Genomic DNA, 14903 nt, shown 5'->3' with positions numbered 1-14903 from the left:
AGATAACGGTGCGCGGCCGCACGATGCGGTAGATCGGCGGCTTGCCTTCGATCCGGCGCTGGATATTGATGTCGTTGTCGTAGCTGATCAGCCGCGTCGGACGGCCGATCTTCTTCATCACGTTGTCGCAGGCGTCGATGCACAGGCCGCACTGGATGCAGTCGAGCTGCGGCCCGTTGCGGATATCGATGCCGGTGGGACAGACCGCGACGCATTGATAGCAATCGACGCAGTCGCCCGCGTGCTGGCCGAGTGCGCGCAGCTCGTTCGCCTTCTTCACCGACATGCGCTTTTCGCCGCGGTCATAGCGGTAGGTGACGTTGAGCGCCCATTCGTCGGTCAGCGCGGCCTGGATGCGCGGCCACGGGCACATATAGACGCAGACCTGCTCGCGCATGAAGCCGGCGAGCAGATAGGTCGTCGTGGTCAGGATCGCGATCCAGATATAGGCGATCGCCGGCGCCTGGAACGTGACGAGCTCTTTGACCAGCGTCGGCGCGTCGGTGAAATAGAGCACCCAGGCGCCGCCGGTCCACCAGGCGATCATCAGCCAGATCGAATGCTTGAGCATGAGCTCGGAAATCCGCTCCAGCGTCCAGCGATGGGCGGAGGCATCCTTCTTCATCCGCTCGCGCCGGTCACCCTCGACCAGGCGCTCGACCGCATAGAACAGGTCGGTCCAGACCGTCTGCGGACAGAGATAGCCGCACCAGATGCGGCCGCCGACCGAGTTCATCAGGAACAGCGTGATCGCGGCGAGGATCAGGAGGCCGGTGAAATAATAGACTTCCTGCGGCCACAGCTCGATGAAGAAGAAATAGAAGCGGCTGTTCGGCAGGTCGATCAGCACCGCCTGATCGGGCGCACCGAGGCCGCGATTCCAGCGCACGAAGGGCAGGAAATAATAGATGCCGAGGCAAAACGCCATCAGGCCCCATTTGATCCGGCGGAAAGTCCCGGAGACCTTCTGCGGGTAGACCTTCTTGCGGGCCGCATAGAGCGGCCCGACATCTTCGACTTGATTGGGGTCTATCTGGACGATCTTGTTCATGGGCCGGGATTCTTCTGGCATCGCAGGAGGAGAGGCTATCCCCTCCCCCCGTGACCTGATTGATCCAGCGCAAACCGGCGGACTATCCGTCGCTTATTTGCCGCCGCCCAGCGTGTGCACGTAGACTGCAAGCGCCTTGATGGTGGAGGGGTCGAGCCGGCCAACCCAGGTCGGCATCACGCCGGCGCGGCCATTGGTGACGGTCTCGATCACGGTCGCTTCATCCGAGCCATAGAGCCAGATCTTGTCGGTGAGATCGGGCGCGCCGAGTTCCTGGTTGCCCTTGCCGTCCGCGCCATGGCAGGCCGAGCAATTGTCGGCGAACAGCTTTGCCCCTGCGGCAGCGTCGTAACCCTGGCGCGTCGGCAGGCCCGAGAGCGACCGGACATAGTTGGCGACCGTGACGATCTCGTCCTTCTTCAGGATGCCATCCTTGCCAAAGGCGAGCATCGCGCCCTCATGCGCCTTGGGATTGCCCGAACGAGCGCCGAACTGGATGGTCTGCTCGATCTGCTCGAGCGAGCCGCCCCACAGCCAATCGTCGTCGTTCAGGTTCGGAAAGCCCTTGGCGCCCGCGCCGCCCGAGCCGTGGCACGGCGCGCAATTGTCGCCGAAGGCCGCCTTACCGCGAGCTCGCGCAAGCGCCAGCAGTGCGGGATCCTTCTCGATCTCTTCAAGCGAGGCCGCGCCGAGCGCGACCATCTTGTCGCCGCGGATCTTCTCGAGATTGGCAAGTTCGACGCCGACGTCAGCCCGCGACGAATAATTGAACAGTCCCGTGGTGTTGCTCCACAACAGCGGCCAGGCCGGGTACACGACCCAGTAGCCGATTGCCCAGATGATGGTGGCGTAGAACGTCAACACCCACCAGCGCGGCAACGGCGTGTTGAGCTCCTTGATGCCGTCCCATTGGTGACCGGTCGTGGTCTTGCCGGAGACTTGATCGAGTTCGGTTTCAGCCATTGTCTCTTACTCCTCCCGCAACGGGATCCGCGATGCCTCATCGAAGGCGGCCTGGTTGCGGGGCCAGAGCGCGTAGATCACGATCGCGACGAACAGGGCGACGAAGATCGGCGTCCACACGCTCGTCACGAGGTTCGACGCCAGATTGTGAACCGTCAGAATTGCTTTCATCGTCCCGTCTCTCAGCGAAGATTGGCTTTTTCGTTGTAGAGCTTGAAGTCGACCAGCGTGCCGAGCATCTGCAGGTAGGCGACCAGCGCATCCATCTCGGTCGGCGCCCCGCCCTTGCCATCGAAATTGCGGACCACCGCCCTCGGATAGCGTTTCGCAAACGCGTCGGTGCCGGCACTGTCAGGGTCGGCCTGTGCCTTCAGGTCGGCTGCAGCATTGGCGATCTGCTCGTCGGTATAGGGCACGCCAACTGCGCGATTGGCCTTGAGGTGGTCGGCGATCGCGTCGGGATCGAGCTCGGTCTTTGCGAGGAACGGATAGCCCGGCATCACCGACTGCGGCACGATCGCGCGCGGATTGGTCAGATGGGTGACGTGCCACTCGTCCGAATACTTGGCGCCAACGCGCGCCAGATCAGGTCCGGTCCGCTTCGAGCCCCACTGGAACGGATGGTCGTACATGCTCTCGGCGGCGAGTGAGAAGTGGCCGTAGCGCTCGACCTCGTCACGCAGCGGCCGGATCATCTGCGAGTGGCAGAGGTAGCAGCCTTCGCGCACATAGATGTTGCGGCCTGTGAGCTCGAGCGGCGTGTACGGCCTGACGCCGTCGATCACCTCGATCGTGCTCTTGAGGTAGAACAGCGGCGTGATCTCGACGAGGCCGCCGATCGCGATCACGACCAGGATACCGGCGACCAGGATGATCGAGTTCTTTTCGAAGATTTGGTGGCGTGTCCAGAAAGACATCTGACGCTCCTTATTCCGCCGGCTGCAGCGCGAGCGGCGCGGCGAGTTCCACCTCGCCTGCCCGCACGGTCATCCAGAGGTTATAGGCCATGATCAGCGAGCCGATCAGGAACAGCGCGCCGCCGGCGGCGCGGATGATGTAGAAGGGATGCATCGCTTCCACTGTTTCGATGAAGGAATACTCGAGGAAGCCGAGCGAGGTGTAGGCGCGCCACATCAGGCCCTGCAGGATTCCCGAGACCCACATCGCGGAGATGTAGAGCACGATGCCGATGGTCGAGATCCAGAAGTGCCAGTTCACGAGCTTCAGGCTGTACAGTTGCTTGCGGCCCCACAGCCACGGCACCAGGCAATACAGCGCGCCGAAGGAGACGAAGCCGACCCAACCCAACGCGCCGGAGTGAACATGGCCGATGGTCCAGTCGGTGTAGTGACTCAACGAGTTCACCACCTTGATCGACATCATCGGACCTTCGAAGGTCGACATGCCGTAGAACGCGACCGAGACCACCAGCATGCGCAGCACCGGATCGGTGCGCAGCTTGTCCCATGCGCCCGACAGCGTCATCAGGCCATTGATCATGCCGCCCCAGGACGGCATCCAGAGCATGACCGAGAACGTCATCCCGAGCGTCTGCGCCCAGTCCGGCAGCGCCGTATAATGCAGATGGTGCGGCCCGGCCCAGATATAGAGGAAGATTAAGGCCCAGAAGTGGATGATCGACAACCGATAGGAATAGATCGGCCGCTCGGCCCGCTTCGGGATGAAATAGTACATGATGGCGAGGAAGCCGGCGGTCAGGAAGAAGCCGACCGCGTTATGCCCGTACCACCACTGGAACATCGCATCCTGCACACCACCCCAGGCGATGTAGGACTTCGAGCCGAACACCGACACCGGCAGCGCAGGGTTGTTGCCGAGGTGAAGGACAGCGATGGTGACGATGAAGGCGAGATAGAACCAGTTGGCGACGAAGATGTGCGGCTCCTTGCGCTTGATCACCGTCACCAGGAACACCAGCAGATAGACGACCCAGACGATCGTCAGCCACAGGTCGGAGTACCATTCCGGCTCGGCATATTCCTTGGACTGCGTCACGCCGAAGAGATAGCCGGTGCCCGCGACCACGATGAAGAAGTTGTAGCCGAGCACGACGAACCATGGCGCAAGATCGCCCGCGAGCCGCGCGCGGCAGGTCCGTTGCACCACATAGAAGGAGGTCGCGATCAGCACGTTGCCGCCAAAGGCGAAAATCACCGCCGAGGTGTGCAGCGGACGGAGCCGGCCAAAGCTGGTCCAGGGCAGGTCGAAATTGAGCCAGGGCCAGGCGAGCTGGCTGGCGATCAGAACTCCGACGGTAAATCCGGCGATACCCCAGAACATCGCCATGAAGGAGGCGAACTTGATCGGGCCGAGATTGTAGTTCGGCTTGCCGTTGATCTCCTGCGGCGGCAGCGCCGCCGGGCGATCAAAATAGCGGTTGACGATGGCGAAGGCGGCGGCGGCGCTGGCCACCGCGGCGAGCGACGCATGGAAGGCAAACGGCGCATCCAGCGCCTTGGCCGCCGCGAACGCGCAGAAGAAGGCCGCCACCGTAAAGAATAGCGTCAACCCGGCTTCGCCGTGGGTCATCCATTTCGTGGATTGAACTTGCTGCATGTTTGATTCTCTTTACAGGGGGCGCCCGCCCCATCAGCCCAGCTTTGGCCGGCACTTCCTTGATCGAGATCAACCGCGGTCAGATGTCCCTTGACTAATGCGCGCTCGCGCCAGCCATTGGACCTTTCGGCGGCGGCTGGCTGATCAGAAAGGACGACGCTTTCGCACTTCCACCACCGGCTGCCGCGCCCCCGGCGCCTGGACGCTCGCCCAAGCGAGCACTGCGGCGAAAACCACGAAAACCGAGACGACGGCTGCTGAAACCAAGATCGATTCGACGGGCATAGCGACCTCCATTGAAGCTCGCTCGAATATCGTCGCTCCCGGAGAACCGTCTTTGACTTCGATCAATAATTTGAGAGCAGGGAAGCCCGGCTGTGACGCAGAGGCTCAAGCCGCGGACAGTGCCTCGGCGCGTGCCGCATCGAGCAGGCTGATCCCGCCCGTAAGAATACGGATGATGCCGTCGCGTTCGAGCTTGGTGAAGGTACGGCTTACCGTCTCGATGGTGAGCCCCAGGTAATCAGCGATATCGAGCCGGCCCATCGGCAAAGGCAGCACACCCCCGGCGCTCCCGATTTCGGCGAGCCGATCGCGCCAGCCGATCAGGAAGCTCGCGACCTTCTCTTCGGCGGAGCGGCGTCCGAGCAGCACCATGTGCTCCTGCGCCCGGCTCAACTCTCGTCCTGCGAGTTCGTTGATACGGCGCAGGAAGCGCGGCCGGTTTTCGGCGAATCGCGCAAAGCTGGCCCTGGAGAACTGGCAAAGCACTACCGCGCCGATCGCATCGGCGGAGAATTCATACTGCGGCGAGCCGGCAAGGCCGACGAAATCGCCGGGCAACGCAAAGCCGATAATCTGCCGGCGGCCATCCGGCAACAGCTTGTAGAGACGCAGGACGCCTTCGAGCACGCTGAAGAACGATGTCGCCATGGTCGCCTGCGCAAACACCGTCGTGCCGGGTTCGCAGTGAATATGGCGCGACAGGTTCGCCAGCTCCCATAGCTCGGTCTTGTCGAGCGCGGCGCAGATGGCAAAGCCGCGCACCACGCAATCGCTACAGGTTTGCCGACGAGAACCTTCCAAAAGAGAAACCTTCACGCGCCGCTCCGAATGGCCGCCGACGCGCATCCTTGAGTGCGCCCGGCGGATCAGCGCAGTCTAGCGTGCGCACCGCCTGGGCGTTGATGCAGATCAATCGCCACGACCCTTGCGAAGCTATTTTCAAATGGCCGCTCCGCCCATCGCGGAGCTTTTCGATAGATGGGTCCGCAATGCTGCAATCCACTGCACGCCAGGTTTTCATAGCGCTGATGCTGACGACGTCGGCACTCGCCGCCTCGCCGTCCGAGCAGCGCGGCAAGACCTTCGCGCTCAACAATTGCGCCCGCTGTCACTCCATCGACAAGGTCACTAAGAGTCCGCTCAAGATCGCGCCGCCCTTCCGCACCCTGCACAAGCGCTATCCCGTCGAGACGCTCGCTGAAGCATTCGCGGAAGGCATCCAGACCGGACACCCAACGATGCCGGAGTTTCGGCTCGACCCGGACCAGATCCACGACCTGCTGTCGTACCTCAAGACGCTGGAATAGCGCGATGATGCCTCGCCCGCGAGGTTGACGCAAATCAACCACCGCATCGCGAGGGCCGGTAACAGTTCTTCATCATGCAACAGGGTGAACGCAATGTTCAACACGACCCATCTGAACGACGAGCTGCAGGCCCTGAAGATCGATGTGTCGCGCCTCCTCAACACGTCAGGTGAAGGCATACGCGAGACTGCAAGTGCAAGCGCCAATGCCTTCGCGACGTGCATCAAGGAAGCGCTGGAGGAATTGAGCGAGGTCCTGAGCGGCGAAGAAAGCCAGGTCCGGCAGCTCATCTCGGAACGCCCGATTACGTCGCTCGCCTCCGCCTTTGCGCTGGGCGTGGTCGTCGGCTTTGCGATGCGGAGATAGCAAGGTGAACACGGAAAATATCGTCAGGCAGCTGCGCGTCCTCTGGCGCACCGACAGGATCATCGCCGACATCCACCTGCGCCACCTCCTCATCGGCCTCGGCCTGCGAGCCTTCGCAGGGCTCATCGCCGCCTTCGGACTTCTGATGTTCGAACTATCGGCCTATTTCGCGCTGGTCCAGGTCTGGAGCGCGATCGCGGCCGCGGCGATCCTCGGCGCCGCCAACTTCGCCATCGCGGCTATTCTGTTCGCCCTCGCGCTCCGGCCGCCGTCCGGCCGCGAGCTCGATCTCGCCAGCGAGATTCACGGCGCTTCCGTCGATGCGCTGCAGGTCGAGGCACGCGCGCTACAGTCGCAGGTCTCCGGACTGGTGCACAACCCGCTGAATGGAATCCTGCCGACGCTGGTGCCGCTGATCGGCATCATCATCAAGAGCCTGAAAAGACCCGCGGCCGAGCACGCCGCGAAGGACCACACCTGACGCATCACGCCGTGTCGATCGAACCGAGTAGACGAAACGACATGACCACCGCACCCAAGAAGCCGATCCTCAATACGTCCCTGCCGCCGCAGTTCCGCAAGATCCGCCTCGAGCTCGCGCGCGAGCCTGATTATCCCGAAGGCGATGCCGGCTCCGGCTATGTGATGGTCGCGCCGCTCGATGAGGACTACAGGATCGACCAGAAACTGTGGCGGGCAAACCGCGAGGCGTGCCGGGTGGTGCGGCTGCGGCCCGACGAGGAATATATCCTCGGCCATCTGGTCCATCACCAGGGCGGCGGTTGGGTCTTGCACTATGACGGCGCACCGGGCGCGCCGGACGAGATCGGCTTCCACTTCAAGGACGAACACTTCGTCCCCGGCGAATATGTCTCGATCGGCGAAGGCCAGAAGATGCACACCTATCGCGTCACGATGGTGTCGCGGCTTTAGCCGCACATTCTCCTTCACCTCTCCCGCTCGCGGGAGAGGTCGGCGCGTAGCGCCGGGTGAGGGCTCTCTCCACGCACAAGAACAGCGCGACTCGCGGAGATACCCTCACCCCGCCCCTCTCCCGCAAGCGGGAGAGGGAGCACTCGCACCGCGCTTCGTTCACTTCACAGCGCCAGCTTGACGTCGCAGAGGCCGTGCTCGACGGGATCCGCCTTCACTTCGAAGCCGAGCTTCCGGCACATATCCAGCATCACGATGTTCTCGGTCAGCACCTGGCCGGAGATCGCCTTCAACCCTTCCGAGCTGGCATATTCGATCAGGAGCTGCATCAGCGCCCAGCCGAGGCCCTTGCCCTTCAGATCGGTGCGCAGCAGGATCGCATACTCGCCGCTTTCATAGATCGAGTCGGAATGGATCCGCACCACGCCGAGGATCTCCTGGTTACTTTCATCCACCGCCACGAAGGCCATCGCGCGCGCATAGTCGAGCTGGGTGAGCCGCGCGATGAACTCATGGGTAAATTCCTTGATCGGCGCGAAGAAGCGCAGCCGCAGATCCTCGGCCGTGACATGCCGCAGCAGTTCGTGGATCTGCGGCTCGTCCTCGGGACGGATCGGCCGCGCGAAGATGCGTCGCCCATCGATCGGCTGACCGTCCCTGTCGGCAAGGTGCCGCTGCCATTGTGACGGATAGGGCCTGACCGCGAAATTGCTGAGCCCCGGCCCTGCGAACTTACGCGGCACGATGCCGACCGCGACACGCGCATCCACCACGAGCACGCCGGCCTCATCCGCCAAGAGCGGATTGATGTCGAGCTCCCTGATTTCAGGGAGATCCGCCGCCATCTGCGCGAGCTTGACCAGCACGGTCGCCACCGCATCCGGCTTCACCGCCGGCACGTCGCGATAGGCGCGCAGCAGCCGCGACACCCGCGTGCGCTCGATCAATTCGCGCGCCAGCCGCATATCGAGCGGCGGCAGCGCCAGGGCCTTGTCGTTGATGATCTCGACGGCGACGCCGCCGCGGCCGAACACGACCACGGTGCCGAAGGTCGGGTCGTCGGCGAGGCCGAGGATGAGCTCGCGCACCTTCGGCCGCACGATCATCGCCTGCACGATGACGCCATCGATCCGCGCATCCGGCCGCATCGTCCTGGCGCGGCCCAGGATCTCGCCGGTCGCCGCGCGCACGGCGTCTGATGTGGTCAGGTTGAGCACGACGCCCCCGATGTCCGACTTGTGCACGATATCGCGCGACATGATCTTGAGCGCGACCGTCATGCCCTGGGCGAACAGCGTGTTGGCATGCTTGACCGCCTCCTCCGCATCGGCGGCGAGAGACGTCTCGACCATCGGGATGTCATAGGCCTCGAGCAGCGCCTTGATCTCGATCGGGTTGAGCCAGTGGCGCTGGTCCGAAATCGCCGCGGTGACGATCTTCCGCGCCGCCGCGGCGTCAGGCGTGAAACTCTCCGGCATGGCCGGCGGCACCTGCGTCAGCTCCTCCACGACCTCGCGATGCCGCACCAGATGCATGAAGCCGCGCACGGCGTCGTCCTCGGTAATGTAGTTCGGGATCCTGTTGTTGCTGAAGAGGTCGCCGATCGCGGCGTTGGCGCCGACCCATACCGCAAGCACCGGCTTGGCCACCCTGCCGCGCGTCTTGCGGTGGTCCGTGACGACGCTGGTCACTCGGGCGGCGATCTCGTCCGGCGCGGCGATCGCGGTCGGCACATTCATGACCAGCACCGCGTCATTGCGGGGATCGGCGAGCAGCGCCTCGAGCGCCACGGCGTAACGCGAAGCCCCGGCATCGCCGACAATGTCGACCGGGTTCGAGCCCGACCATGTGGGCGGCAAGGCCGCATCGAGCCGGGCATGAATGCTGGGCGTGATCTTCGCCGGAATTCCACCGAGCTCGACCAACCGGTCGATCGCGAGCACGCCGAGGCCGCCGCCATTGGTGAGCAGCGCAAGCCGCTTGCCGGGCGGCGAGGCCACCCGCGCCAGCGTCTCGGCGCAATCGAACAGTTCGCGCAAGTCGGAGACCCGCAGCATGCCGGCGCGGCGAAACGCAGCATCATAGACCGCATCCGAGCCGGCGAGCGCGCCGGTATGCGTCGCGGCCGCTTTCGCGCCTTGCGCCATGCGGCCGGACTTGACCACGACGACCGGCTTGATCCTCGCGGCGGCGCGCGCCGCCGACATGAACTTGCGCGCATCCTTGACAGCCTCGACATAGAGCAGGATTGCGTGGGTTGCGCTGTCGAGCGCGAAATAATCCAGGAGATCGGCGATATCGACGTCGAGCTGGTCTCCGATCGAGACGATGCCGGAAAATCCGACCACGCGCTGCGCGGCCCAGTCCACCATGCCGGCCGCGATCGCGCCTGATTGCGAGATCAGCGCGAGGTTGCCCGCCGCCGGCAGATGCGTCGAGAAGCTGGCATTGAGGCCGACGCTGGGTGCCATGACGCCGATGCAATTGGGGCCGATCAGCCGCATGCGATGCTTTCGCGCCGCGTGCTCGGTAGCCTCCGCAAGCGAGCCCGGGCCGTGGCCCAGTCCGGCGGTGATGATGACGGCGCCGACCGCCCCGCGCGTTTCGGCATCCTCGACGATGCCAGGCACGGCGGCAGCCGGCGCCGTGATCACCACGAGCTCCGGCACGAACGGCAATTCGGCGATGCTGCGAATCGTCGCGACGCTGGCAATCTCGGCATGGCGGGGATTGACCACACCGAACTGGCCCTTGAACTTGCCGCCGGAAATATTCTGCACGATCGCACGTCCGACCGAGCCCTCGCGCGGACTGGCCCCGACGAGGGCAACTGAGCGCGGCGACAGCAGGTGGTTCAACCTGTAAGTGGACATGGTTCTGCTTCCGGACCTTCGGCTGGCACTGGCGGTATCGAGACTACGATGCGATGGCGCTCCGATGCGACACCGTAACCAGCCATGGTGGCCGGCCAGTGACAGCAGGATAGTTCCCTTGGCCGCGCCCGCCTTGCGGTTCCTCAATTCGGGCGAGCCCGAAGGCGTTGACCTGCCTCAAACGCCGCGCCTACGCTGTGGCTAGGCTGCAGCGATCATCCCCAAACCGGAAGCAAGCCCATGCGCGCTCATCAGATCATGACCCACCCGGTCATTTCAGTCACGCCGGAAACGACAATCGTCGATGCAGCCAACCTGATGCTGCAGCGGCATATCAGCGGCTTGCCGGTCGTTGCCGCCGGTAAGCTGGTCGGCTCATCTCGGAAGGCGACTTCCTGCGCCGCGGCGAGATCGGAACGCAGCGCAAGTATGGGCGGTTCCTGAAATTCCTGCTCGGCCCCGGCCCGACGGCGACGGATTTTGTCCGCGAGCAGGGCCGCAAGGTCGCGGAGATCATGACCTCCGACCCGATCACGGTCACCGAGGAGACGCCGCTCGAGCAGATCGTCGCGCTGATGGAGAAGCATCACATCAAGCGGCTGCCGGTCGTTCGCGGTGAGGAGCTCGTAGGCATCGTATCGCGGTCCAACCTGTTGCAGGCAGTGGCAAGCCTTGCCCGCGATGTTCCCGATCCGACGGCCGACGACGATCACATCCGCGAGCGCATCATCAATGCGCTGGAGAAAGCGGATTGGTGCCCGTTCGGTCTCAGCGTCGTCGTTCGCGATGGCATCGTGCATCTCAGCGGCGTCATCACCGACGAGCGCAGCCGCCAGGCGGCCATGGTCGCCACCGAAAACGTCGCCGGCGTGAAGAAGGTCCACGACCATCTCTGCTGGGTCGAGCCGATGTCCGGTTTCTATCTGCCTTCGCCCGATGACAGGGAGTGGGCGAAAGCAGGCTGACAACTCGCCCGCTGCTCTACCTCGCCCCGCTTGCGGGGAGAGGTCGAAATTCAAGCTCAGCTTGAATTTCGGGTGAGGGGGAGCTTCCGCGAATCCATTTGCCACCGTGTTCGCGGAGATAGTCGCTCACCCCAACCCTCTCAGGGCGAGCTCCGCTCGTCCCGGCCCCGCAAGAGCGGGGCCAGGGAGAACTGTGGTCATCGCACTGAATGCAATTGAGCTAGCGTTCAGTTCGGGTGGCGGCATCGGCGCAGTCCCGCAGCGCGCGCATCACGTCTTCGCGAGAAATGATGCCGGCGAGCCGTTCGCGCTCGAGCACGGGAACGCTCCGCAACCGGTGATTGATCATCAATTCGAGAACGCGGGTCAACCGCGTCTCCGGGACGACATAGATGAAGTCCGCCGTCATCACATCGCCGGTCGTCCTCTGCATCAGATCCTCGTAGCGCGGAAGGATGCGCGCAGGCGTGAAGATGAAGCAGGACAACAGATCGAATTTGGAGACCATCCCGACCACCTGCGCTCCGTCGACGACGGGATAGGTGTTGAAGTCCTCCTTCTCGAACCGTTCGCACAATTTGGCCATCGTCATGTCGCGCGGCACTGTCTTCGGCTCGCGCGTCATGTAATCGGCGGCGGTCTGCTCGAGAAATTTGTACAAGGCGAATCCTCTATCAGCTTCTCCATTTAAGCCGGCCGCCCCGCTGGCATATTGACCAAGGTCAATCGCGGCGGCCAGGGCAAATGCGGGATGAAGTTCCCTCTCCTCTTGAGCAGGACTGGCCAATCGGACCATAATCTGCCAGACCACTGTCCGAATCCGCCGCGAGGGCGGCGAAGAACCGGAAAAGCGTGTGACTGGCCTCGACCCATCCCCCTCCGACGACCACGCCGATGATCGGCGCTTTCGACTCGGTGCCGAGGGAGCCGGTGTCGGTGGCTGGGATCTCGACCTCTCAACGATGCAGTTCGCCTGGTCGAACACCGCGCGAAGGCTGTTCGGCGTTCCCGATGATGTGCCGATCAGCTATGAGCGCTTCCTTTCGCTGCTCGAGCCCGGAGATCACGAACGCGCCGAAAAGGTCATTTCACGCGCGACCGAAAGCGGCGGGTCCGTCGATCTTGCGTGCCGGCTAAGCCGAAATGACGGCGCTGACCATTGGGTGCGACTCCGCGGCAGCCTGACGCGGGGCACCGACGGGAAATTCCCGCACCTTTCCGGCATCGTGCTCGACATCGACGAGGAAAAGCAGCTCGAAGAGACCTTGCGCACGCGCGAAGGGCACCTGCAGTCGATCCTGGAGACGATTCCCGACGCCATGATCGTCATCGACGGCCGTGGCATCATGCAGTTCTTCTCGATCGCCGCGGAACGGCAGTTCGGCTATACCGAGCAAGAGGCCATCGGGCAGAACGTCAGCATGTTAATGCCGGAGCCCGATCGCTCCCGCCATGACAGCTACATGGCGCGCTACCTCGCTACCGGCGAACGCCACATCATCGGCATTGGCCGCATCGTGACCGGCCAGCGCAAGGACGGCACCACCTTCCCGATGCATCTGTCGATCGGCGAGATGCAGTCCGGCGGCGAGCCCTATTTTACCGGTTTCGTCCGCGACCTCACCGAGCATCAGCAGACGCAGGCACGGCTGCAGGAATTGCAGTCGGAACTCGTCCACGTCTCGCGCCTGAGCGCGATGGGCGAGATGGCCTCCGCCCTCGCCCACGAGCTCAACCAGCCGCTCGCCGCGATCAGCAACTACATGAAAGGCTCGCGCCGCCTGCTCGCCGCGAGCGATGACCCGAACCGCGCCAAGATCGAGAACGCGATGGATCGAGCCGCCGAACAGGCGATCCGCGCCGGGCAGATCATCCGGCGGCTGCGCGACTTCGTCGCCCGCGGTGAATCGGAAAAGCGCGTCGAGCGGCTGTCGAAGATGGTCGAAGAAGCCGGCGCGCTCGGGCTCGCCGGCGCGCGCGAGCAGGACGTGCGGATCCGCTTCAACCTCGATCCGCGATACGATTTGGTGCTGGTCGACCGCGTCCAGGTTCAGCAAGTGCTGGTCAATCTCTTCCGCAACGCGCTGGAGGCGATGGCGCAGTCCGAGCGGCGCGAGCTGATCGCCTCGAACCGACCGGTCGATGAAGACATGATCGAAGTGTCGGTGTCCGACACCGGTCATGGATTTCCTGACGACGTGGAGAAAAACCTGTTCCAGACCTTCTTCACCACCAAGGAAACCGGCATGGGCGTCGGGCTGTCGATCAGCCGCTCGATCATCGAGGCGCATGGCGGGCGGATGTGGGCCGAGTCCAATCACGCAGGCGGCGCGACCTTCCGTTTCACACTGCCGGCGGTACCGAACGAGAGTTTGACAGATGGCACGTAGGGGAAATGTCTACGTCATCGACGATGACGAGGCGATGCGGGATTCGCTGCAATTCCTGCTTGATTCGGCCGACTTCGAAGTCCGCCTGTTCGAGTCGGCGCAAGCTTTCCTGGACACGCTCGCAGCCGTTGAGTTCGGCTGCGTGGTATCGGATATTCGCATGCCCGGCATCGACGGCATCGAGCTTTTGAAGCGGGTCAAAGAGAGCCGCTCGAGCTTTCCGGTCGTCATCATGACCGGCCATGGCGATGTCCCGCTCGCCGTCGAAGCAATGAAGCTCGGCGCGGTCGATTTCATGGAAAAACCATTCGAGGATGACCGGCTGATCGCAATGATCGACGTCGCGCTCAAGCAGGCCGAGGTCGGCGCCCGCGACGAGGCCGCGATCCAGGATGTCGCCGCCCGCATCGCCTCGCTGTCTCAGCGCGAGCGGCAGGTCATGGACGGGCTGGTGGCCGGGCTGTCCAACAAGATGATCGCCCGCGACTACAATATCAGCCCGCGGACCATCGAGGTCTATCGGGCCAATGTGATGACCAAGATGCAGGCAAGCAGCCTTTCCGAGCTGGTCCGCCTGGCCATGCGCGCTGGGGCGCTCAAGGATTGAGCTGAATCAAGCCGGTCGGCATCGACAGGCTTATAAATATGCGTTGATGGACCGGATTACCGGCCCGGAAGCCGGATAAGAGCCACGATGCCCCCACCCGCCAGAACACCCCTCGTCTACGTCGTGGACGACGATTCCGACGTGCTCGGCTCACTGCGTTTCCTCCTGGAAACCGACGGCTTCCACGTCCGCACCTTCCGCAGCGCCGAGGCGTTGCTGAACGCCATGACCATGGGCGGCGCCGACTGTTTCGTGATCGACTACAAGATGCCGAAAATGAGCGGCATCGACCTCGCCGGGATTCTGCGCCAGCGCGCCATCGACACGCCGATCATCCTGATCACCGGCTATCCCGACGCGGCGATTCCGGCCAAGGCCGCGGCCGCCGGCATCCGCTATGTGCTGCATAAGCCGCATGTCGAGGACAGCCTTTCCAGTCGCATCTGGGAGCTGATCAAGACCGATCGACCACCGGCCGCGTGACTACGTAATTCTACGTAAGGGCTTGCCCTTACGGCATGAAGCGAAATTTCCGCGTTCGCTTGTTCCGCGTACCAAAGGCCATCCGCTGCACAGGAGATGGCTC

The 14903-nt window shown here is 63.5% G+C and carries 16 protein-coding genes and 1 pseudogene; 8 read left to right on the top strand and 9 right to left on the bottom strand.

The genetic code is table 11. The features are described 5' to 3' along the window. From ccoG to J6497_RS33800, 7 genes are all read right to left on the bottom strand, one after another. Window positions 1-1051 (bottom strand): cytochrome c oxidase accessory protein CcoG (gene ccoG / locus J6497_RS33830; protein ID WP_225708546.1); only part of this gene is annotated, 1051 nt, incomplete at its 3' end. 93 nt (window positions 1052-1144) lie between these two features. Beyond that, entirely contained in the window at window positions 1145-2014 is an 870-nt protein-coding gene (gene ccoP / locus J6497_RS33825) for a cytochrome-c oxidase, cbb3-type subunit III (protein ID WP_225708545.1), read from the bottom strand. A 6-nt stretch (window positions 2015-2020) separates the two neighbouring features. Beyond that, entirely contained in the window at window positions 2021-2185 is a 165-nt protein-coding gene (locus J6497_RS33820) for a cbb3-type cytochrome oxidase subunit 3 (protein WP_130581917.1), read from the bottom strand. Window positions 2186-2196: 11 nt separating this feature from the next. After that, the gene (ccoO, locus tag J6497_RS33815) at window positions 2197-2931 is read right to left on the bottom strand and encodes a cytochrome-c oxidase, cbb3-type subunit II (protein ID WP_225708544.1); all 735 of its coding nucleotides are present in this window, start codon (window positions 2929-2931) and stop codon (window positions 2197-2199) included. Window positions 2932-2941: 10 nt separating this feature from the next. Then, window positions 2942-4564 carry a cytochrome-c oxidase, cbb3-type subunit I gene (gene ccoN / locus J6497_RS33810; protein WP_225708548.1) on the bottom strand — a complete coding sequence of 541 codons (1623 nt, stop codon included), beginning with the start codon at window positions 4562-4564 and terminating at the stop codon, window positions 2942-2944. 171 nt (window positions 4565-4735) lie between these two features. After that, complete coding sequence (locus J6497_RS33805; RefSeq protein ID WP_225708543.1) at window positions 4736-4876, bottom strand: hypothetical protein; 141 nt, start codon at window positions 4874-4876, stop codon at window positions 4736-4738. A gap of 105 nt (window positions 4877-4981) precedes the next feature. Further along, complete coding sequence (locus J6497_RS33800) at window positions 4982-5692, bottom strand: helix-turn-helix domain-containing protein (RefSeq protein ID WP_225708542.1); 711 nt, start codon at window positions 5690-5692, stop codon at window positions 4982-4984. A gap of 173 nt (window positions 5693-5865) precedes the next feature. Here J6497_RS33800 and J6497_RS33795 point away from each other — a divergent pair, with 173 nt between their 5' ends. The 4 genes from J6497_RS33795 to J6497_RS33780 all read left to right on the top strand — a co-directional run bounded on the left by J6497_RS33795 (window position 5866) and on the right by J6497_RS33780 (window position 7482). Further along, a complete protein-coding gene (locus J6497_RS33795) occupies window positions 5866-6183 on the top strand; it encodes a c-type cytochrome (RefSeq protein WP_225708541.1) in 318 nt (105 codons plus the stop codon). 93 nt (window positions 6184-6276) lie between these two features. After that, window positions 6277-6549 (top strand): hypothetical protein, encoded by a 273-nt coding sequence (locus tag J6497_RS33790; protein ID WP_225708540.1) that lies wholly within the window; start codon window positions 6277-6279, stop codon window positions 6547-6549. 4 nt (window positions 6550-6553) lie between these two features. Continuing rightward, on the top strand, window positions 6554-7030 hold the full coding sequence (locus J6497_RS33785; RefSeq protein WP_225708539.1) for a phage holin family protein: 477 nt from the start codon (window positions 6554-6556) through the stop codon (window positions 7028-7030). A 41-nt stretch (window positions 7031-7071) separates the two neighbouring features. After that, entirely contained in the window at window positions 7072-7482 is a 411-nt protein-coding gene (locus J6497_RS33780) for a hypothetical protein (protein WP_225708538.1), read from the top strand. Window positions 7483-7646: 164 nt separating this feature from the next. On the opposite strand, the gene J6497_RS33775 is transcribed toward J6497_RS33780, so the two are convergent. After that, window positions 7647-10355: a bifunctional acetate--CoA ligase family protein/GNAT family N-acetyltransferase gene (locus tag J6497_RS33775; protein ID WP_225708537.1), complete on the bottom strand. Its 2709-nt coding sequence runs from the start codon at window positions 10353-10355 to the stop codon at window positions 7647-7649. A gap of 240 nt (window positions 10356-10595) precedes the next feature. Between J6497_RS33775 and J6497_RS33770 the strand changes: the two are divergent. Further along, window positions 10596-11320, top strand: a pseudogene (locus J6497_RS33770) (CBS domain-containing protein). 220 nt (window positions 11321-11540) lie between these two features. Here the strand turns inward: J6497_RS33770 and J6497_RS33765 are convergent. After that, window positions 11541-11981, bottom strand: coding sequence for a CBS domain-containing protein (locus tag J6497_RS33765; RefSeq protein ID WP_225708536.1), 441 nt, complete (start codon window positions 11979-11981; stop codon window positions 11541-11543). Window positions 11982-12174: 193 nt separating this feature from the next. On the opposite strand from J6497_RS33765, the gene fixL reads away from it, so the two are divergent. The 3 genes from fixL to J6497_RS33750 all read left to right on the top strand — a co-directional run bounded on the left by fixL (window position 12175) and on the right by J6497_RS33750 (window position 14800). Continuing rightward, window positions 12175-13710 carry a sensor protein FixL gene (fixL, locus tag J6497_RS33760; RefSeq protein ID WP_225708535.1) on the top strand — a complete coding sequence of 512 codons (1536 nt, stop codon included), beginning with the start codon at window positions 12175-12177 and terminating at the stop codon, window positions 13708-13710. Beyond that, window positions 13700-14317 (top strand): response regulator FixJ, encoded by a 618-nt coding sequence (fixJ, locus tag J6497_RS33755; RefSeq protein WP_225708534.1) that lies wholly within the window; start codon window positions 13700-13702, stop codon window positions 14315-14317. The genes fixL and fixJ overlap by 11 nt, the downstream gene beginning before the upstream one ends. Before the next feature lie 87 nt (window positions 14318-14404). Beyond that, entirely contained in the window at window positions 14405-14800 is a 396-nt protein-coding gene (locus J6497_RS33750; RefSeq protein ID WP_225708533.1) for a response regulator, read from the top strand. The last annotated feature ends 103 nt before the right edge of the window (window positions 14801-14903 follow it).

The organism is Bradyrhizobium cenepequi (assembly GCF_020329485.1).
GTDB lineage: Bacteria > Pseudomonadota > Alphaproteobacteria > Rhizobiales > Xanthobacteraceae > Bradyrhizobium > Bradyrhizobium cenepequi.
This window is presented reverse-complemented; position numbering and strand designations above follow the sequence as displayed.